The sequence below is a fragment of the Flaviramulus sp. BrNp1-15 genome (genome assembly GCF_022259695.1).
Classification (GTDB): domain Bacteria; phylum Bacteroidota; class Bacteroidia; order Flavobacteriales; family Flavobacteriaceae; genus BrNp1-15.
This window is the reverse complement of the sequence record NZ_CP092099.1, coordinates 1,322,176-1,343,493: the sequence shown is the minus strand read 5'-3', so window position 1 is coordinate 1,343,493 and position 21,318 is coordinate 1,322,176. Positions and strand designations below refer to the sequence as shown.

Annotated in this window: 22 protein-coding genes; 12 read left to right on the top strand and 10 right to left on the bottom strand. The window is 32.4% G+C overall.

The genetic code is table 11. The annotated features are described in order from the left end of the window. Positions 1–3 precede the first annotated feature (3 nt). The 11 genes from MBM09_RS06040 (at position 4) to MBM09_RS05990 (ending at position 13,323) form a co-directional block, all read left to right on the top strand. Positions 4–576: a cob(I)yrinic acid a,c-diamide adenosyltransferase gene (locus tag MBM09_RS06040; RefSeq protein ID WP_238675947.1), complete on the top strand. Its 573-nt coding sequence runs from the start codon at positions 4–6 to the stop codon at positions 574–576. A gap of 206 nt (positions 577–782) precedes the next feature. After that, positions 783–1,004 carry a DUF2795 domain-containing protein gene (locus MBM09_RS06035; protein ID WP_019387375.1) on the top strand — a complete coding sequence of 74 codons (222 nt, stop codon included), beginning with the start codon at positions 783–785 and terminating at the stop codon, positions 1,002–1,004. 161 nt (positions 1,005–1,165) lie between these two features. Next, complete coding sequence (gene secA, locus MBM09_RS06030; protein WP_238675946.1) at positions 1,166–4,522, top strand: preprotein translocase subunit SecA; 3,357 nt, start codon at positions 1,166–1,168, stop codon at positions 4,520–4,522. A 262-nt stretch (positions 4,523–4,784) separates the two neighbouring features. Beyond that, entirely contained in the window at positions 4,785–5,696 is a 912-nt protein-coding gene (locus MBM09_RS06025) for an SMP-30/gluconolactonase/LRE family protein (RefSeq protein WP_238675945.1), read from the top strand. Between the two features lie 4 nt (positions 5,697–5,700). Continuing rightward, positions 5,701–6,189 carry a gluconokinase gene (locus MBM09_RS06020; RefSeq protein WP_238675944.1) on the top strand — a complete coding sequence of 163 codons (489 nt, stop codon included), beginning with the start codon at positions 5,701–5,703 and terminating at the stop codon, positions 6,187–6,189. After that, the gene (gndA, locus tag MBM09_RS06015) at positions 6,182–7,585 is read left to right on the top strand and encodes an NADP-dependent phosphogluconate dehydrogenase (RefSeq protein WP_238675943.1); all 1,404 of its coding nucleotides are present in this window, start codon (positions 6,182–6,184) and stop codon (positions 7,583–7,585) included. Before MBM09_RS06020 ends, gndA begins: the two co-directional genes overlap by 8 nt. Before the next feature lie 5 nt (positions 7,586–7,590). Continuing rightward, entirely contained in the window at positions 7,591–8,928 is a 1,338-nt protein-coding gene (locus MBM09_RS06010) for a GntP family permease (protein WP_238675942.1), read from the top strand. A 95-nt stretch (positions 8,929–9,023) separates the two neighbouring features. Continuing rightward, entirely contained in the window at positions 9,024–10,469 is a 1,446-nt protein-coding gene (locus tag MBM09_RS06005; protein ID WP_238675941.1) for a RimK family protein, read from the top strand. Position 10,470: 1 nt separating this feature from the next. Further along, a complete protein-coding gene (locus MBM09_RS06000; RefSeq protein ID WP_238675940.1) occupies positions 10,471–11,706 on the top strand; it encodes a glutamate-cysteine ligase family protein in 1,236 nt (411 codons plus the stop codon). After that, positions 11,694–12,395, top strand: coding sequence for an N-formylglutamate amidohydrolase (locus MBM09_RS05995; RefSeq protein WP_238675939.1), 702 nt, complete (start codon positions 11,694–11,696; stop codon positions 12,393–12,395). Before MBM09_RS06000 ends, MBM09_RS05995 begins: the two co-directional genes overlap by 13 nt. 109 nt (positions 12,396–12,504) lie before the next feature. Next, positions 12,505–13,323, top strand: a complete 819-nt coding sequence (locus tag MBM09_RS05990) for a TIR domain-containing protein (protein ID WP_238675938.1) — start codon at positions 12,505–12,507, stop codon at positions 13,321–13,323. 155 nt (positions 13,324–13,478) lie between these two features. Here MBM09_RS05990 and MBM09_RS05985 read toward each other — a convergent pair whose 3' ends face one another. Both MBM09_RS05985 and rimO read right to left on the bottom strand, forming a co-directional pair. Beyond that, complete coding sequence (locus MBM09_RS05985) at positions 13,479–14,165, bottom strand: peptidoglycan DD-metalloendopeptidase family protein (RefSeq protein WP_238675937.1); 687 nt, start codon at positions 14,163–14,165, stop codon at positions 13,479–13,481. A 140-nt stretch (positions 14,166–14,305) separates the two neighbouring features. After that, the gene (gene rimO / locus MBM09_RS05980; protein WP_238675936.1) at positions 14,306–15,610 is read right to left on the bottom strand and encodes a 30S ribosomal protein S12 methylthiotransferase RimO; all 1,305 of its coding nucleotides are present in this window, start codon (positions 15,608–15,610) and stop codon (positions 14,306–14,308) included. Between the two features lie 115 nt (positions 15,611–15,725). Here rimO and MBM09_RS05975 point away from each other — a divergent pair, with 115 nt between their 5' ends. After that, a complete protein-coding gene (locus MBM09_RS05975) occupies positions 15,726–16,811 on the top strand; it encodes a serine hydrolase (RefSeq protein WP_238675935.1) in 1,086 nt (361 codons plus the stop codon). Here the strand turns inward: MBM09_RS05975 and MBM09_RS05970 are convergent. The 8 genes from MBM09_RS05970 to MBM09_RS05935 all read right to left on the bottom strand — a co-directional run bounded on the left by MBM09_RS05970 (position 16,808) and on the right by MBM09_RS05935 (position 21,317). After that, entirely contained in the window at positions 16,808–17,236 is a 429-nt protein-coding gene (locus MBM09_RS05970; RefSeq protein WP_238675934.1) for an SRPBCC domain-containing protein, read from the bottom strand. The genes MBM09_RS05975 and MBM09_RS05970 overlap by 4 nt on opposite strands. A gap of 3 nt (positions 17,237–17,239) precedes the next feature. After that, the gene (gene ftsY, locus MBM09_RS05965) at positions 17,240–18,193 is read right to left on the bottom strand and encodes a signal recognition particle-docking protein FtsY (RefSeq protein WP_238675933.1); all 954 of its coding nucleotides are present in this window, start codon (positions 18,191–18,193) and stop codon (positions 17,240–17,242) included. A 230-nt stretch (positions 18,194–18,423) separates the two neighbouring features. Then, positions 18,424–18,576, bottom strand: coding sequence for a DUF4295 domain-containing protein (locus MBM09_RS05960; protein ID WP_238675932.1), 153 nt, complete (start codon positions 18,574–18,576; stop codon positions 18,424–18,426). A gap of 6 nt (positions 18,577–18,582) precedes the next feature. Next, positions 18,583–18,765, bottom strand: a complete 183-nt coding sequence (rpmG, locus tag MBM09_RS05955; protein WP_007648529.1) for a 50S ribosomal protein L33 — start codon at positions 18,763–18,765, stop codon at positions 18,583–18,585. Between the two features lie 26 nt (positions 18,766–18,791). Next, complete coding sequence (gene rpmB, locus MBM09_RS05950) at positions 18,792–19,028, bottom strand: 50S ribosomal protein L28 (protein ID WP_238675931.1); 237 nt, start codon at positions 19,026–19,028, stop codon at positions 18,792–18,794. A gap of 81 nt (positions 19,029–19,109) precedes the next feature. Then, positions 19,110–20,360: a competence/damage-inducible protein A gene (locus tag MBM09_RS05945; RefSeq protein WP_238675930.1), complete on the bottom strand. Its 1,251-nt coding sequence runs from the start codon at positions 20,358–20,360 to the stop codon at positions 19,110–19,112. 3 nt (positions 20,361–20,363) lie between these two features. Next, the gene (locus MBM09_RS05940; protein WP_238675929.1) at positions 20,364–20,705 is read right to left on the bottom strand and encodes an Hpt domain-containing protein; all 342 of its coding nucleotides are present in this window, start codon (positions 20,703–20,705) and stop codon (positions 20,364–20,366) included. Continuing rightward, positions 20,706–21,317 (bottom strand): fumarylacetoacetate hydrolase family protein, encoded by a 612-nt coding sequence (locus MBM09_RS05935; protein WP_238675928.1) that lies wholly within the window; start codon positions 21,315–21,317, stop codon positions 20,706–20,708. Position 21,318: the final 1 nt, after the last annotated feature.

Genomic DNA, 21,318 nt, shown 5'->3' with positions numbered 1-21,318 from the left:
TATATGAAAATTTACACCAAAACAGGAGATAAAGGCACCACAGCATTATTTGGAGGCACGCGGGTACCTAAACACCATATACGTATTGAAAGTTATGGAACTGTTGACGAATTAAACTCGCACCTTGGTTTAATTCGCGATCAAGAAATTAATCATCATTACAAAGATTTAATTATTCATATTCAAGATAGATTATTTACCGTTGGCGCTATTTTAGCTACCGACCCAGAAAAAGCAATTTTAAAAAGTGGAAAAGAACGGTTAAATATCCCAAAAATTTCTTCAGAAGATATTGAACGCTTAGAGCATGAAATGGATACTATGAATGAAGCTTTACCACCCATGACACATTTTGTTTTACCTGGCGGACATCAAACCGTGTCATTCTGTCACATAGCACGTTGTGTGTGCCGTAGAGCCGAACGTTTAGCATCAGCACTTAACGATTTAGAACCTTTTGAAGCAAATACACTAACCTATTTAAACCGTCTTTCTGACTATCTTTTTGTATTGGCACGAAAGTTGTCTTACGACTTACAAGCAAATGAAATTAAATGGATTCCTGAGAAACAATAGCTTCAAAAAAACCTCTTAATGAGTTAGAAGCTAAAAACTCTAAAATCCAAAATTAAAACTGCTATTAGTATTAACATAGCAATAATAAATTTCAACTGTTTAGATTACAAAAGAATACGTTCTTAAAAATAATGATTAAATAATTCATTTTTTTCTTGTCTGTTTAAACTAAAAATTTATTTTTGCAAAAAATTAAACACAAAGAAATGTATTGGACATTAGAATTAGCATCTTATTTAAGTGATGCGCCTTGGCCAGCAACAAAAGACGAATTAATAGATTACGCTATTAGAACGGGAGCTCCTTTGGAGGTTGTTGAAAATTTACAGTCTATTGAAGATGAGGGTGACTCATACGATTCAATCGAAGAAATCTGGTCAGATTACCCTACAGATGAAGATTATCTCTGGAATGAAGATGAATATTAGTAAAGCATAAAGAAAAGTTAAAAAGTCTCGTTTTGAGACTTTTTTTTTGTCCTAATCTTTATAAAACACATAACAAAATGTATCTTTGATTGCTTTTTTAAAGCATCAAAAATCTAACAAAAAATCTAGGTTTACCCTAGACTAACATAAAATATACGCACATGAGTTTTTTAAATTCTGTACTAAAGGTATTTGTTGGCGACAAATCGAAACAAGATGTTAAAGCCATTACACCCTTAGTTGATAAAATTAAAACCTTTGAATCTGCATTAGAAGCCTTATCTCATGACGAGTTAAGAGCTAAAACTGCTGAATTTAAATCTAAAATTGCTGAAGCAAACAAAGCTATTGATGAGCAAATTGCAAATCTTTTAGAAGAAGCCGAAAACACCGAAGATATTGATGCTCGTGAAGATATTTATGAGCAAGTTGATAAATTAAAAGACGATGCTTACAAAATTACCGAAGATGTCTTAAACGATATTTTACCAGAAGCTTTTGCAGTAGTTAAAGAAACAGCAAAACGTTTTGTAAACAACACTTCAATTACTGTAAATGCAAACGAGTTTGACAGAACTTTATCTGGAGATAAAGAGTATATTACACTAGAAAACGATAAGGCAATTTGGGCAAACTCTTGGGATGCTGCAGGAAAACCAATTACTTGGGACATGGTACACTACGATGTACAACTTATAGGTGGTATTGCCATGCATCAAGGTAAAATTGCCGAAATGCAAACTGGTGAAGGTAAAACCTTAGTAGCTACACTCCCTGTTTATTTAAATGCTTTAGCTGGAAAAGGTGTGCATTTAGTAACGGTTAACGATTACTTAGCAAAACGTGATAGCGCGTGGATGGCTCCTATTTTTGAGTTCCATGGCTTAAGTGTAGATTGTATTGATTATCATCAACCAAACTCTGTAGCTCGTAAAAAAGCTTATAACGCCGATATTACTTACGGAACAAATAACGAGTTTGGTTTTGATTACTTACGTGATAATATGGCACATAATCCAGATGATTTAGTTCAACGTCCGCATCATTACGCTATTGTAGATGAGGTGGATTCTGTTTTAGTTGATGATGCTCGTACACCGTTAATCATTTCTGGTCCTATTCCAAAAGGTGATCACCACGAGTTTAACGAATTAAAGCCAAAAGTTGACGATATTGTTTCGGTACAACGAAAATATTTAACTGGTGTTTTAGCAGAGGCAAAAAAATTAATTGCATCAGGAGACACTAAAGAAGGTGGTTTTCAATTGCTTCGCGTATACCGTGGTATTCCTAAAAATAAAGCGCTTATTAAGTTTTTATCTGAAGAAGGTGTTAAACAACTTCTTCAAAAAACAGAGAACTTTTACATGCAGGACAACAACCGTGAAATGCCAAAGGTTGATGCCGAATTGTACTATGTAATTGAAGAAAAAAATAATCAAATTGAGTTAACCGATAAAGGTATTGAGTACATTTCTGGTAAAGACAATCCAGATTTTTTCATCTTACCAGAAATAGGAATTGAGGTTGCAAAAATTGAAGAACAAGGACTTTCAGCCGAAGAAGAAGCAAATCTAAAAGAAGACTTGTTTAAAGAATTCGGTGTGAAATCAGAACGTATTCACACATTAAATCAGCTTTTAAAAGCTTATGCTTTATTTGAAAAAGACACACAGTATGTTGTGATGGATAATAAAGTTATGATTGTTGACGAGCAAACAGGTCGTATTATGGATGGTCGTCGTTATTCAGACGGATTACACCAAGCCATTGAAGCTAAAGAAAACGTAAAAATTGAAGATGCTACTCAAACTTTTGCTACGGTAACACTTCAAAATTACTTTAGAATGTACCGCAAACTATCTGGTATGACGGGTACAGCAGTTACAGAAGCTGGCGAGTTTTGGGAAATTTACAAATTAGATGTTGTTGAAATCCCAACTAATAGACCAATTGCCAGAGATGACAAAGAAGATTTAGTTTATAAAACAAAGCGCGAAAAATACAACGCTGTTATTGATGATGTTACAAAATTATCTGCAGCTGGTCGCCCAGTACTTATTGGTACAACATCGGTTGAAATTAGTGAGTTACTAGGTAAAATGTTAAGCATTCGTAAAATACCTCATAACGTATTAAATGCAAAACAGCATAAAAAAGAAGCCGAAATTGTTGATGAAGCAGGTAGAACAGGACAAGTAACCATAGCAACCAATATGGCGGGTCGTGGTACCGATATTAAATTATCAGATGAAGTTAAAAAAGCTGGTGGTTTAGCAATTGTAGGTACCGAACGTCATGATTCTCGTCGTGTAGACCGTCAGTTACGTGGTCGTGCTGGTCGTCAAGGAGATCCAGGAAGCTCACAATTCTATGTATCGTTAGAAGATAACTTAATGCGTTTATTTGGTAGCGAACGTATTGCGAAAATGATGGATAGAATGGGATTAAAAGAAGGTGAAGTGATTCAGCATTCTATGATTTCAAAATCTATTGAGCGTGCTCAGAAAAAAGTTGAAGAAAACAACTTTGGGGTTCGTAAACGATTGTTAGAATATGATGATGTTATGAATGCGCAACGTGAGGTAGTATACAAACGTCGTCGTCATGCATTACATGGTGAACGTCTTCGTGTAGATTTAGCAAATATGATTTTTGACACGTCAGAAGGTATTGCTGAAACCAATAAAGGTGCTAACGACTTTAAGAATTTTGAATTTGAATTAATTCGTTATTTCTCAATGAGTTCACCTATTTCTGAAGCGGAATTCGGAAAACTATCAGCTCAAGAAATTACATCCAAAATATACAAAGCAGCATTTGAGCATTATAGAGAAAAAATGACGCGTAATGCAGATATTGCTTTCCCTGTAATTAAAAATGTATATGAAACACAACGCGATAAATTTAAACGCATAGTGGTTCCTTTTACAGATGGTATAAAAACATTAAATGTAGTTACCGATCTTGAAAAAGCTTATGAAACTAATGGTAAACAATTAATTACAGATTTTGAAAAAAATATTGCACTTGCTATAATCGACGATGCTTGGAAAACCCATTTACGAAAAATGGACGAGCTAAAACAATCGGTTCAATTAGCGGTTCATGAGCAAAAAGATCCTTTATTAATTTATAAATTTGAAGCTTTTGAATTGTTTAAAGCCATGATTGACCAAGTGAATAAAGATGTAATTTCATTCTTATTTAAAGGAGAATTACCTCAGGAAACTCAAAACACAATTCAAGAAGCAAGACAAGTTCGCAAAAAGGAAAACTTAAAAACTCAAAAAGACGAAATTCCTAATTTAGATGAACGTTCTGCTCAAAGTAGAGCTGCAGGTAATACACAACGCCAGCAAGAAGTAGTTGAAACTATTGTACGTGACAGACCAAAAATTGGTCGTAATGATCGTGTTACTATAAAACACGTTATAAATGGTGAAAACAAAACTTTAAAATATAAGCAAGCCGAACCTTTAATTGCCAAAGGCGATTGGGTTTTGGTAGAAGATTAATCAATTCCTGCGATAGCAGGAATCTAAAAACAAAAAATCCTGATAGTTAACTATCAGGATTTTTTTATTGTAATACTCTCAGATTAATTCATTTTGATAAAATAATATTACAAATAGAAAAATTAAGAAAATTGATATTGATTTTTTTACCTAATTTTATAAAAAATCAATAAACATGACTACCAAAACAAACCAAACCCTTAATTATTCTTTACTTTTCTTTCTTAGTTTATGTTTTACCTTTTGCAAAACAGATAAAAAAATGGACAAGAAAGTTACTATTGTTAACGAACTTAAAAACAAAGCCATATTAGAATTCGATTTAAAAGCGCAACTTGGTGAAGGTGCTATCTGGAATCATGAAACTCAAGAGTTGTATTGGATTGATATTGAAGGCATGAAAGTGCATATTTACAACCCTAAAACTAAAACAAACAGAACCATAGATACACCTTCAAGAATAGGAACTATTGTACCCATTGATTCCGAAAAATCTGTAGTTGCATTACATGATGGTGTTTATATATTAAATACAAAAACAAGTGAATACACCTTACTTTCTGATGCTGAAGCAAACATACCTTCAAATAGGTTTAACGACGGAAAGTGCGACCCATCGGGTAGACTTTGGGTAGGCTCCATGGACTTAAACACCAAACCCCACGCAGCAAACTTATATATGATTGATGCAAAAGGTGAAGCCTCTTTAAAAGTAGATAGTGTATCCATTTCCAATGGTATTATATGGTCTGCAAACAAAAAAACAATGTATTATATTGATACGCCAACACAAGAAATTAAGGCTTTTGACTATGATGATGCTACAGGAAATATATCAAACGAAAGAGTTGCAGTAAAAGTTCCAGATTCGTTAGGCGGTCCAGATGGTATGGCCATTGATGAAAATGGTAATCTTTGGGTTGGTATGTGGGGAGGCAGTTCGGTAACATGCTTTAATCCTAATACAGGACAAGTCGTTTCTAAAATAGATGTTCCTGCTGCAAATGTAACGTCATGTGCCTTTGGTGGTAAAAATTTAGATACACTCTTTATTACTTCGGCTGCACTTTATATGTCTGAAGACAACCAAAAAAAATACCCACTTGCAGGTGCATTATTTAAAGCTGTCCCTGGTGTTAAAGGTGTAAAAAGCGACTTTTTTAAAGCCGAATAATACGATGATGATAATTATTATGGGAGTTAGTGGTAGCGGAAAAACTACTATAGGTAAATCATTGTCTAAAAAAATGAACTTACCATTTTATGATGCTGATGATTTTCACTCTGAGGCAAACATAGAAAAAATGAAAAATGCTATTGCATTAACCGATGAAGATAGAAAACCTTGGTTAGAATCGCTCTCAAAACACATTGAAGAATGGGTGTTTAATGGTGGAGCTATTTTAGCATGTTCTTCATTAAAAGAAAAATATCGCGAAATTTTAAGCTCTAAAGTCGACACCATAAACTGGGTATATTTATCTGGTTCTTTTGATGTTATTAATACACGTTTAGAACAAAGAAATCAGCATTACATGAAATCAACCTTACTGAAATCTCAATTCGATACTCTGGAAATACCCGATTATGGTTTGCATATTTCTATTGAAAAACCTGTAAACGAGATTTTATCCACTATAACTTCAAAATTAAATTTAAATGGCTAAATCAGAATTTGGAGTTATTGGTCTTGGTGTTATGGGCAAAAGCTTAAGCCTTAACATTGCTGAAAATGGTTTTAAACTCTCGGTTTATAACAGAAGTGAAGATGATGAAGCTAATGTTGTAAATGATTTTATTTCTAAAAATTCAAATTTTAAAAATATTTCAGGGTTTACCAATATTGAAGCGTTTGTAGTTTCACTTGAAAAACCTCGTAAAATTTTAATGATGATAAAAGCTGGACCTGTGGTTGATGCTGTTATCAATCAATTAACGCCTTTTCTTGATGCCAATGACATTCTTATTGATGGTGGAAACTCATATTTTTTAGACACAAAAAAAAGACACGAAACGCTTCAAAATAAAGACGTTCACTATATAGGTTGTGGTATTTCTGGAGGAGAAGAAGGTGCGAGAAAAGGACCTTCAATGATGCCTGGAGGAAATTTTGATAGTTATAAATTAGTTGCTCCTATTCTTGAAAAAATTTCAGCAAAAGACAAAAACAATAAACCTTGCTGTTGTTTTATAGCAAACGATGGCGCTGGACATTTTGTAAAAATGATTCATAATGGTATTGAATATTCCGAAATGCAATTACTTGCAGAGCTTTACGCTATGATGTCCTTAACCATTACAAATGAAGCTATTTCAAAAGTGTTTCTTAATTGGAATAAAACCGATTTATCTAGTTATTTATTAGAGATTACTGCCGAAATTTTAACTAAAAAAGAAGATGGTAATTATATTATTGATACTATTTTAGACAAAGCAGGCAATAAAGGAACTGGGAGTTGGTCTAGCAAATTAGCTTTAGAAATTGGTATACCAACAACCATGATGACCTCAGCAGTTTTTGCGCGTTACCTATCGTCACTTAAAGAGAAAAGAGTTAAACTTTCAAAGTTAGTTTCTGATGAGAATAAATCTAAAACAATTCCAAGCATTGAAGTCTTACAAAAAGCTTATCGATTCGCAAGAATTATAAACCATCAACAAGGTTTTGATTTAATTTCCCAAGCTTCAAAAGAATATAATTGGAGCATTAACCTTTCAGAATTAGCAAGAATTTGGACTAACGGTTGTATCATTAGATCTGAACTCATGCAACAAATTTCAGAATTATTTAAATCAAAAAAGGACTTATTTGATGATGATTTCACTCTAAATATTTTAAAATATTCCGAATCTTCAGCTGCACAATTCGTAACTTCTGCCATCTCAAATCGTGTGTCTTTAGATACGTTTTGGTCTGCTTATAACTATTGGATTTCAATAACCACAGAACACCTCCCTGCTAATTTAATTCAAGCGCAACGTGATTATTTTGGAGCGCACACCTACCAAAAAATTAATGACGCTTCGGGTAAATTTTATCATACTAACTGGACTAAAAAATAAACATAGTGGACTATAATTTAATACTAGCCTTAATAATAGGTATAAGCGTACTTCTTTTTTTAATCATAAAATTAAAATTACATGCTTTTGTAAGCTTATTAATTGCAAGTATAATTGTTGGCATTGTGGCTGGTATGCAACCAGAAGAGATGATGAAAACCATTCAAACAGGAATGGCAAACACGTTAGGTTTTGTTGCAACTGTTGTTGGTTTAGGTGCTATGTTTGGAGCCATATTGGAACATTCTGGCGGCGCAAGTATTATTTCTAAAATGATGCTAAAACGTTTTGGTGTTGAAAAAGCACCAATTGCTATGGTTATTTCTGGGTTTATAGTTGCTATTCCTGTGTTTTTTGAGGTCGCTTTTATTTTATTAGTTCCTATGATTTATGCCTTACAAAAACAAACAGGTAAATCGCTTTTAACCTTTGCCATACCTCTTTTAGCAGGTTTAGCTGTTACGCATGCATTTATTCCTCCTACTCCCGGTCCTATTGCTGTGGCAGATATTATTGGTGTAGATTTAGGTTGGGTGATTCTTATTGGAGCTATTGTAGGTTTACCAACTGCTATTATAAGTGGGTTGTTTTTCGGTAAATATATTGGCAAAAAAATATTTGCGAAAATCCCTTTTGAATTAGATAACGGGAATGAAACCAAATTATCTCCAAATTTCTCAACTGTTATTACTATTATCTCTGTTCCTATTTTCTTAATTCTGTTAAACACGTTTATAAGTAGTGAAATAATCCCTGTTTCATCACCTAAAATTGTAAAATTCATTCAGCTAATAGGTCACCCGTTTTCAGCTTTAATTATAGCCAATATTTTAGCTTGGTATATTTTAGGAATTAAACAAGGTTTTACAAAAGCCCAACTTTTAAAAATCACCATGAAGTCTATGGAACCTGCTGGAATGATTATTCTGGTAACAGGAGCTGGTGGTGTTTTTAAACAGTTTTTGGTAAATACTGGTGTTGGAGAAATGCTAGCACAAAGTCTTGCTGGTGTTGGATTTCCTGTACTTGTATTTTCATTTATTATTGCTGCTTTAGTTAGAATTACACAAGGTTCTGCAACTGTAGCTATGATAACGTCTGCTGGTTTGGTTTCACCTTTATTGGCTCAAATGAATTTTGGTGATTTTGACCTAGCTTGCATTGTAATTTCTATCGCTGCAGGTTCCTCTATTTTCTCGCATGTTAACGATAGTGGCTTTTGGTTGGTTAATCAATACTTAGGTTTAAGTGAAAAAGACACTTTTAAAAGTTGGACAATGATGACTACCATTTTAGCTTTAGTAGGTTTCACTTCTGTTTCTATATTATCAGCTATATTCTAGTTTTTTGATTTTCTTAAAAAAACATCAAAAAAAATATTTGAATTCCAAAAAACACTAATTTTGTTTAAATTTTTAAAAGGCTTTATGCTACTTTAATGCAAAAATATATTGTTGTCAATCAGCCAGAAAAATGGAATTTTTCGATTGAGAATATTAATGTGATTTCATCACAAGACTACCTAACAAACCCTAAGTTTTCACTACTTAAAAAAGCACGTATTTTTAATCTTTGTAAAGATTACAACTACCAGTCTAAAGGGTATTATGTATCACTTTTAGCCGAAGCCAGAGGGCATTTGGCTATTCCTACAGTAAAGAATATTGTAGATTTAAAAACCTTAAAACTGGTTAGAATTGTATCTGATGAATTTGATGATATTATTCAGCAAAGTCTAAAAAATATTAAATCCAGAGAGTTTACTTTAAGTATTTATTTTGGGCAGAATGTGGCTCAAAAGTATAAAGAGTTAAGCACTTTATTTTACAAACATTTTCAAGTGCCATTTTTTCGTGTAAAATTTAATTATAATACGAAATGGAACATACAAAGTGTTAAAGTAATTTCGGAATCTGAAATTCCAAACGACCATTTAGAAAGTGTTCAGCAGTTTGCGAATCAATATTTTTCTAAAAAAAGATATGATACTCTAAAAATAACACAAAGTAATTTTGACTTGGCTATTTTAGTTAATCCTAACGATCCTGCGCCACCGAGCAATCCAAAAGGACTTAAAAAATTCGTTGAAATTGCCGAAAAGATGAATATTTACGCTGAAATTATTGAGCCTAAAGATTTATCTCGATTATCATCTTTTGACGCATTATTTATAAGACAAAGCACCGAAGTAAACAACGAAGCTTACGCCTTTGCACGAAAAGCGCAACAAGAAGGCATTGCTATAATTGACTATCCTGATGCCATTTTAAAATGCTGCAATAAAGTGTATATGGCAGAAGCTTTGCAAAATGCCAATATAGACACACCAAAAACCATTATTGTTCATAAAGACAACATAAATCAAATTTTAGAATTCACTGGCTTACCTTGCGTATTAAAAGCACCCGATTCTACATTTTCGTTTGGTGTAAAAAAAGCAAAAACGGTAGAAGAGTTTCTTAATTTGGCGAATACCATGCTAAAAGAATCAGATTTAATAATTGCACAAGAATTTTGTCCATCAGATTACGATTGGCGAATTGGAATTATTGATGGTGAGGCTTTTTTTTCTTGTAAATACTACATGGCTAAGGGGCATTGGCAAATCTATAATTGGAAAGCTAAAAATAAAAACGATCAAGATGGTGATGCCGATTGTTTACCAATTGAAGATGTGCCTAAAAAAGTAATAAAAATGGCTCTTAAATCTGCTAAACTTATTGGTAATGGCTTATTTGGCATCGATATAAAAGTGGTTGATGGAAAACCTATGGTTATTGAAATTAATGATAATCCAAATATTGATTTTGGTGTTGAAGATGGTTTTTATGGAGATTTAGTGTATACCAAAATATTAACAGCATTAAAAAATCGATTAGATTAAGATGAGCAAAAAATATCATTTATTTGAAGTTTTTGGGATCGAATTAGAATACATGCTAGTTAGTAATTTAGATTTTAAAGTAAACCCCATAGTTGATGAGTTACTTACTTTAAAAAATGGCACATTAACAGATGATATAGACAATGGAGATATTGCATGGAGTAACGAATTAGTAGCTCATGTTGTGGAGTTAAAAACCAACGGGCCAACTAAAAATTTAGATACGCTTGCAGATGCATTTCATAAAAATGTACTAGAAATCAATGCGCTTTTAAGTACTTTAAATACGTCGTTATTACCAACAGCAGCACACCCATTAATGAATCCGTTAACAGATACTCAACTCTGGAAACATAGTTATAGTGAGGTTTATGCTTTATACAATCGTATTTTTAATTGTAAAGGACATGGTTGGAGCAATGTACAAAGCACTCATATTAATTTGCCTTTTTTTGATGATAGTGAGTTTGAAAAACTACATGCAGCTATTCGAATCATTTTACCAATAATTCCAGGTTTATGCGCTAGTTCGCCTATTCTTGAAGGAAAAAGTACAGGATTTAAAGACACACGATTAGAATATTACAAAACCAATCAAAAGGAAATTCCAGAAATGACAGGTTTAGTTATTCCTGAGCAAGTTTTCTCAAAAGACGATTACCATGCTAACATTTTTGAACCCATTAACAAAGCTATAAAACCGCACGATACAGATAATATTTTAGATCATTACTTCTTAAACTCTCGTGGTGCTATTGCTCGTTTTGACAGAAATGCTATTGAAATTAGGTTAGTGGATATACAAGAATGCCCGCAAGCCGATATTGCTATTTGTGTATTTATTATAGAAGTTATTAAACTGCTTGTAAGCAATAAAACCTCTTCTTTAGAAACACAAAAATCATGGACTAAAGAAGCCCTTTTCAGTATATTAAATCCATGTATTAAAGACGGAGAAAATCATATTGTTTATAATTTAGAATATCTAAATTTATTTGAAATAGAACAAGCCTGTACCGTACAAGATATTTGGAAACAGCTTTATAAATTGGTAAAAACCAATATACACGAAACGCATCATCATGCTATAGAAACCATCATACTTAAAGGGACTTTAGCCACCAGAATACTTAAAGCTTTGGGGCATGATTTTTCAGAAAAAAACATCAAAAAGGTGTATAAAAAATTAGCTGCTTGTTTACAGGAAAATAAAGTTTTTACGTCGTGCAACTCATAATAACCTGTGAGCATGGTGGAAATACCATTCCTAAAAATTTTGAAGCCTATTTTAAAGGTGCTGAGTTAGTTTTAAACTCGCATCGCGGATACGATTTGGGTGCTTTAGATGTATTTAAAACATTAGAAACGCTTGCCAACGAGTCTTTATATTCTGAAACCAGCCGATTAGTTATTGAACTTAATAGGTCGTTACATCACCCAAATTTGTTTTCAGAATTTACAAAGCATATTTCTAAAGCAGAAAAGCAGGATTTAATTAATTCGTATTATTTAGTCTATAGAAATAAGGTTAAAAACACCATAGAGAACTGGATTAAAAACGATGAAACTGTTTTACATATTTCGGTGCACTCTTTCACGCCTATTTTAAACAATATTGAAAGAAACGGCGATATTGGGTTGCTATTCGATTCTAGAAAACCAACAGAAAAAGCCTTTTGTATAGCCTTTAAAAACCAACTTAATCTTTTAAAACCAGACTTAAATGTGCGTTATAATTACCCATATTTAGGGAAAGCGGATGGTTTTACAACGTATTTACGCAAACAGTTTCAAACACATTATTTGGGTATTGAAATTGAGATTAACCAGAAATACGCAAAGGCCAATGTGATGTCTCGAGAATTAAAAAGTGTTTTATTTTCAGCCTTAAAAACACTTTTAAACACAAGAAAGACTGAAGCTTGATTTTGTAGAAAATTTCAACTAACTTCGTTAACTCTTGATATAAGTCACTTGTGCTGAACTTGTTTCAGTATTAAAACGACGTCATATTATTAAAGTTGTAAGTAATTAAATGGAATTAGTAAAAAAATACAAAAGAACAGTATTTAAGAGTCATCGATTAAAAGAAATTTTTGACTTCTGGAAATCTTCAATTAATAACATTGATGAAGATGCTGTTGCAATTAGATTAATTGAAAACAATACTGAATCTTGGAATTATGATACGGACGAAGAATTTTTATCAGATTATGATAATGAAAAATCTTATGCAACATATAGTAAATCATTCTATTTAAAGCGTAGTAAAAATGAACTACTTCAGTCAGTTTCTTTAAAAATAACCCTTTTTGAAAATTCTGAAACTCACGTATATATAAAAGATAATGACCGAATAAGAATATTAAAAATAAAAAATTTCATAGAAGAGAATATTAGCGATTATGAAATTCTAAAACCGAAAGTAAAATCACCTGAAATTCTAAAACCTGTAGTTTTTATTGGTCACGGAGGAAGTTCAGATTGGAGAGATTTAAAAGACCACTTAAATGATAAACATGGTATTGAAGTTATAGCATATGAAACTGGAGCTAGAGCTGGTCATACAATTAGAGATATACTAGATGAAATGATGGAAAACTCTTCATTTGCAATATTAGTAATGACGTCTTCTGACGAGCAAGTGGACGGAACTATGAATGCAAGACCAAATGTAATTCACGAAGTTGGTTTGTTTCAAGGTAAACTAGGGTTTAATAAAGCTATTGTCGCTTTGGAGAAAGGCACAAACTTATTTTCAAACCTTGATGGAATTCAACAATTACGATTTTCTCCTGGAAATATAAAAGAAATTTTTGGTGATGTTTTGGCTACAATTAAAAGAGAGTTTTAACAATAACTACTTACAACAAAGCATATAAAAAAAAGCTAGTTTACCTAAGCCAAAGTTTGTTTCTTATTTACTTGCTTTTGATTTTCCTTCGGAAAACCCTTGCACACAAATACACAACTTCTCATATACATTAATGTTATTGGAAATTATTAAATTTATAACTTCAAAAGCAAATCAGGATTCGGGCAATTATTTTTATAAAACTCTAAATCGGTTTTACTACAAACACCCGGGTAATCGCCTTGATAATCTTGAATATCTTTTATAACCTGAAAATGCAAATGAGGTGGATAATCGCCATTTACCTCAGCATTTCCTAAAGTGCCTATTTGTTTACCTTTTTTAAGAGGTTTACCAACTTCTAAATGTTTAATGGAAGCTAAACTTAAATGCCCGTAAAGTGTGTAAAATTCAACACCAGAGATATTATGTTTTAAAATTATGGTTGGTCCGTAATCGCCATAATTGGTATTGTTTTTAAAACTATGTACGATTCCTTCAAGCGGCGCATAAATTGGCGTTTCTGCATCGCACCATAAATCAATACCTAAATGAATATTGCGTTCTTCTTGCGCTTGTTTATTAAAATGGTTGCTACGTTTGTATATGTTTCTTATTTCTAAGTAACCACCAAAAGCTACTTGTGCTTCGTTGGTTTTTATATGGCTATTTACATATGCATCCAACTTTTTGGATGATGATACATCAACAGCATTTAAGGCCTCATTAGTTTCAGATAAATCTAAAGGCACATATTTATTATTAGGAATAGTAGGATCTAGAACACGTAATGGTTCTGAACTTATGTTTTTTAAAAACTCTGAAAATTCTTTTAAATTCATAGTTGAAAAGTTCTCGATACAATCCCGATAGTTATCGGGATTACTCGAACTGACATAAATTTACAACTTTCTCACTACAAAATAACCCTTCGACTGTGCTCAGGGTGACATTATAATTTCTATTTATGTTGAAATTAAAATTAAGAAACTACCTCACCATAAAGGTCGAAATCTTCAGCTTCAATAATTTTTACCGTTGTAAATTCTCCGGTCTTTAAATAGGTTTTAGTAGCATCAATAAGTACTTCGTTATCAACATCTGGCGAATCAAACTCGGTACGCCCTACAAAATAATTACCTTCTTTTCTATCAATAACCACTTTGAAAGTCTCCCCTATTTTTTGTTGATTCAATTCCCAAGAAATTTGCGATTGAATTTCCATAATCTGGTTAGCTCTATCAATTTTTACATCTTCAGGAACATCATCTTCTAAATTGTAAGCATGTGTGTTTTCCTCATGAGAATATGTAAAACAGCCTAAACGCTCAAAACGCATATCGCTAACCCATTGTTTTAACTCTTGGAAATTCTCTTCAGTTTCTCCCGGATAACCAACAATAAGTGTGGTTCTAATAGTCATTTCTGGAACAGCTTCCCTAAACTGAGAAATTAATTTAGTTGTTTTTTCTTTAGTTGTTCCGCGACGCATACTTTTCAATATATCATCTGAAATATGCTGTAACGGAATATCTAAATAATTACAAACTTTAGGTTCGCGATTCATAACATCTAAAACATCCAACGGAAAGCCTGTTGGAAATGCATAATGCAAGCGAATCCATTCTACACCTTCAACTTTTACTAAAGCTTCAAGAAGTTCTGCTAAATTTCGTTTTTTGTATAAATCGAGTCCATAATACGTTAAATCTTGAGCAATTAAAATAAGTTCTTTAACCCCTTTTGCAGCTAGTTTTTCAGCTTCAATTACAATGTCTTCAATTGGTGTGCTTTTGTGTTTACCACGCATTAATGGAATGGCACAAAACGAACATGGTCTGTCGCAACCTTCTGCTATTTTTAAATAGGCATAGTTTTTTGGTGTAGTTGTTAAACGCTCCCCAATTAACTCATGTCTATAATCGGCTCCTAAAGCTTTTAATAATCCTGGTAATTCCGTAGTTCCAAAATATTCATCAACATTAGGGATTTCTTTTACTAAATCTGGCTTATAACGCTCGCTTAAACATCCTGTTACAAATACTTTATCAACTGCACCTTCTTCTTTCTTCTGAACATATTCCAGAATGGTATTTACACTCTCTTCTTTGGCATTATTAATAAAACCACAAGTATTAATTACAACAATATTGCCTTCTTCTTCATGTGCTACATCTTTACCACTGGCTTTTAATTGCCCCATAAGCACTTCGCTGTCGTAAACATTTTTACTACAACCAAGGGTTACTACGTTAATCTTGTTCTTTTTAAGAGTTTTTGTGCGCATACTTTTTATAAATCAGGGCGCAAAGATACGTAATGATTCACTATTTTGGGTTTCAAACTTTGCACTTTATTAAACCTTTTCTATATTTAACTGTCTCAATATGAAAACCTATGTTATGAAATCCCCAATTTATATTTTGTTATTAGTGTGTGTATTTAATTTTAGTTGTTCTTCAAATGATGACCCCGTTGAAGATCCTGTTGAAGAAACACCAACTCCAGAAACACTTTATTTTCCCCCAATAAACTCTAATGAATGGGAAACAACATCTATTGCCGACTTAGGTTGGAATGAAAGCGAAAAACGACCTTTATTAGACTACTTAGAAGAAAAAAACACCAAAGGTTTTATAATGCTTCATAATGGAAGAATTGTTATTGAAGAATATTTTAATGATCATAATGATTCAAAAATTTGGTATTGGGCAAGCGCAGGAAAAACATTAACCTCAACAGTTGCTGGAATTGCACAAGATGATGGTTTAATCGACATTAATAATAAAGTTTCTGACTATTTAGGTGAAGGTTGGACAAGCGCGCCTATAGAAAAAGAGAACTTAATTACTTGTAAAAACTTACTATCAATGGATTCTGGTTTAGATGATAGTTTAGGTGATGATGTGTCGCCTAGTGGTCTACAATTTAAAGCTGATGCTGGAACACGATGGGCATACCATAATGTTTATGTTAAAATGCAAGATGTTATTGCACAAGCTACTAATGAAACATGGAGTAATTATTTTAATACGAATTTAAGAGATAAAATAGGTATGACTGGTCAATGGATTAACTTAGATGCACTAAGTGTTTATTGGAGTAATACCAGAAGTATGGCCCGTTTTGGTTTATTAATTCACGCTAAAGGAAAATGGGAAAACACTCAAATTGTTTCCGAATCTTTTCTAACTGAAGCTACTAATACCTCCCAAAATATTAATCAAGCTTATGGTTATTTATGGTGGTTAAACGGAAAAAGTAATTATCATTTACCTGCAACACAAATTCAATTTAATGGGGAATTAATACCGAACGCACCAAACGACATGTATGCTGCTTTGGGTAAAAACGACCAAAAAATTTATGTTGTACCAAGTAAAAATTTAGTAATTATTAGAATGGGCGAAGTCGCTGATGGAGAAAATTTTGCGCTCTCAACTTTTGATAATGATTTATGGGGGAAAATTAATATGTTAATTGATTAATTTCTTTCTTCAAAAGGAATTATAATTCCTTTTTCAAGGTAGTTTTTCAAATCATATAAAAGCATAGCCCAACAAAAAGATGAGTGTTTAAAATGCTCATTATTTTCAGGCCAATTTTTGTGACTAAACTTTAAATAAGTGGCATTTTCTTTTACTTCTAAGTCAAAACCAAATGTTGTTGGGTTCCAATCTTTGTCAGAATCTGTCATTTTTAAATGAAAAGATTCATTTTCTTTGACTTTGGATACTTTGCAAAACCAATTGTAAGTATCAGTAAAATTTAAGTTGTATTCTGAATTTAATTCAGGTTTTCCTGAAGATTTTAAAGTCCACCAATTATCAAGATGTTCAGGTTGAGATACTGCATCAAAAACTTCTTTTGATGAAGCTTTTATTAGGAGGTTATGATAAATGTTGTAACTCATGATTTACTTAAAAAACGAATCTACAAACTCAAATTTATTAAAAACTTGTAAATCTTCAATACCTTCACCTACTCCAATATACTTTACTGGAATTTTAAATTGGTCAGAAATACCTATTACAACCCCACCCTTTGCTGTTCCATCAAGTTTTGTAACCGCTAAAGATGTTACTTCTGTAGCAGCTGTAAATTGTTTAGCTTGCTCAAATGCGTTTTGACCTGTTGAGCCATCTAAAACCAATAACACATCATTTGGTGTATCATCTACAACTTTTTGCATCACACGCTTTACTTTTGTAAGCTCATTCATTAAATTCACTTTATTATGCAAACGTCCTGCAGTATCAATAATTACCACATCGGCATCTTGAGTTACGGCACTTTGTAAAGTATCAAAAGCTACAGAAGCAGGATCACTACCCATAGATTGTTTTACAAGTGGTACATCTACTCTATCTGCCCAAACCTGAAGTTGGTCTATTGCTGCAGCTCTAAAGGTATCTGCTGCTCCTAAAACTACTTTTAATCCTTGCTTTTTAAACTGATATGCTAGTTTACCAATGGTTGTTGTTTTACCAACACCATTCACACCAACCACCATAATTACATATGGTTTTTTATCTTTTGGTATTGAAAACTCGGTCTCCTCACCAGAATTGGTTTCACTTAATAAACCTGTAATTTCTTCTCTAAGAATCTGGTTTAACTCATCGGTTCCTAAATATTTATCTTTAGAAACACGTTCTTCAATACGCTCGATAACTTTAAGTGTAGTATTAACGCCAACATCACTCGATACTAAAACTTCCTCAAGGTTATCTAAAACCTCATCATCTACCTTAGATTTTCCTGCTACGGCTTTACTTAATTTACCAAAAAAACTGGATTTTGATTTTTCTAATCCCTTATCTAAGGTTTCCTTTTTATCTGAAGAAAATATTTTTTTAAAAAAACTCATTTACTATTCTTATTAATTTGAATGTTTTTGCGCTAGGGATTTACTCCAGATTTTTATCTGGAAGCTACTACTGAAAGTCCTACCATTATGGTAACGCACAAATTATAATTGTCAAATTTCTTACCAATTATTTTTACTGCTATAATGGCAGTAAAGCTGCTCAAATATAAAAATAAAAAAGCTGCTTTCGGTAAAGAAAGCAGCTTTAAAATATCTTGGAACGTAACCTTTTAGTTTTTACTTAAAAAGTCGTTTACTTGTTCTGGACTCATTATTGATTCAACAAACATGTAAGCTCCTGTTTTTGGAGACTTTACCATTTTTATTGCTTTAGTTAATCTTTTAGATCCTGTTTGTAATGATGCTACTGCTTTCTTTGCCATGACTTACTATTTTATCTCTTTATGAACTGTCATACGTTTAAGAATAGGATTAAATTTTTTAATCTCCATTCTATCTGGCGTATTTTTTTTATTTTTTGTAGTAATGTAACGAGAAGTTCCTGGTTGTCCAGACTCTTTATGCTCAGTACATTCTAATATCACTTGTATTCTATTACCTTTCTTTGCCATGTCTTATTACTTATTAAAAACAGCTATTATTTTAAAAATCCTTTAGATTTTGCTTCCTTAATTGCTGCAGATATACCTATTTTGTTAATAGTTTTTAAAGCAGAAGTTGCAACTTTTAAAGTTACCCACTTATCTTCTTCTGGAATGTAAAAACGTTTCTTTACTAAATTCGCATTAAACTTGCGTTTAGTCTTGTTCATTGCATGAGACACGTTGTTCCCAACCATTGCCTTCTTTCCTGTAAGTTCACAAACTCTTGACATTATATATAACTTTAAATTCTTGTTGCTTAAAATCGAGGTGCAAATATACAAATTCTTTATATTATGACAACTTAAATTTTATCAATTTTTAAAAATTTCTTTTTGAAGCATTTCCAAAGCCTTATTTACGGCTTTATTGATAACTCTTGTGCGGTGATTTCCAAAATTAAATTCTTTTGAATACACAGTGTTTTTTGTTGCAATGGCTATAAAAACTGTACCTACCTCTGCTTTAGAATCGCCTTTTGTTGGGCCAGCATTACCAGTTGTTGACACTGCGAAATCTGCTTTGTATAACTTTAAAACATTTTGCGCCATAGCTTCAGCAACTTGTGCACTTACTACTGAATGTGCATTGATTAAATCTTCTGGAATATTTAAAACATCTATTTTAGATTGCGTTGAATATGTTACAACACCTCCTTTTAGATATTGTGAAGCACCTGGATGAGATGTAAATAATTGTGCTAATTTACCTCCTGTACAACTTTCGGCTATCGCTAAAGATTTACCAATTTTAGTAAGTTGGTTTGCTACAACAGCTTCTTCATTACCATCTTCATCCTCATAACCAAAAAATTCCTTTTTAATTAGTGGTAATACTTTCTCTATTTCTTGCTGTACATCCGTTTCTATTTTTTGTTTATCAAATCCTTTAGCTGATAAACGTAAACGCATTTTACCCAAACTTGGTAAATATGCTAACTTAATATGATTAGGTAAAGCATCTTCCCAAGCTTCAATTCTTGCCGCCAAAGTACTTTCTCCTAAACCATAAACCAATAATGTTTTATGTAGTATAACCGGAAAATGATACTTGTCTTTTAATTTTGGCAAAACACTGTTAGTGATTAATGCTTTCATCTCAAAAGGAACTCCGGGTAGCGATATAAATGTTTTATTTCCTTTTTCTAGCCACATACCTGGTGCTGTACCAACTTTGTTCATTAAAACAGTTGCTTTAGATGGCACCAATGCTTGATCTTTATTTACTTGTAGAAGTGTTTGTCTTACATATTGTTTCCAAATGGATTCAATATTTTGCAATACAGAATCATCTTGAATAAGGGTATCATCAAAATATTCTGCTATAGTTTTTTTAGTAATATCATCTTTTGTAGGACCTAAACCTCCTGTTAGAATGATAATATCTGCATTACCTTCAGCTTCTTGTAACGCTTTTAAAATATGAGGCTTATCATCTTGAACAGATGTAATTTGATAAACCGATACACCTACTTTATTAAGTTGTTTTGCTATAAACGCAGAATTGGTATCTATAACCTGACCAATTAGAAGTTCGTCGCCAATAGTTATTATTTCTGCTTGCATTCATTACAAATTAAAATCCGATTTTATTTCTACCAAGGCCTTATCTACTGCAGACATTACAATTTGTAATTTATCAGTAATATCTACATCTGTTTTGGTAAACTTTCCCCAATCTTGAACTTCAATTAAAGTATCAAGAACACCAAGTTCAAATAAATCGACTGTTGGTTTCATTTTGTGAGCAGCTTGATAGGCATCATGATAATCTTTTTCGGCTACAGCCTTTTTTAAACGTTCGGCATCAACCGAAACTTCTTCTAAAAATGCTTCAGCTAATGTTTTTATAAAACTTTCGTCGTTATCAGCTAATTCGCGTACTCTAAATAGTTTATAATGTTGTTCCATTTATTTTACTGTTATTGAAAACATTTGTTTGTTTTCTATAAATCCTGTTAATTTATCGTTAGCAATTACTTTGCCAACTCCTGCTGGTGTGCCTGTAAATATAATATCTCCAATCTTTAAAGTAAAGTATTTTGACACATATTCTATTATTTCATCAATTTTCCAAAGCATATGGCTTGTATTTCCTTTTTGAACAATTTCATCGTTCTTTTTTAAAGAAAATTCAATATTGTTAATGTTTTCTATCTCACTAACTGACAACCAATTACCAACAACCGCTGCACCATCAAACGCTTTTGCTTTTTCCCAAGGCAAACCTTTATCTTTTAATTGCTTTTGTAAATCGCGAGCTGTAAAGTCGATTCCAAGCCCAATTTCATTGTAGTATTTATGAGCAAACTTTTTATCAATATGCTTTCCTACTCTGTTTATTTTAACCAAAACCTCTACTTCATGATGAACATCATCTGAAAAATCTGGAATAAAAAAAGGTTGTTTTTTTAGAAGAATAGCCGTGTCTGGTTTAAGAAAAACTACAGGATCTGTTGGTTTTTCGTTTTCCAGTTCTTTGATGTGATCTGTATAGTTTCTGCCAATACAAATAAGTTTCATA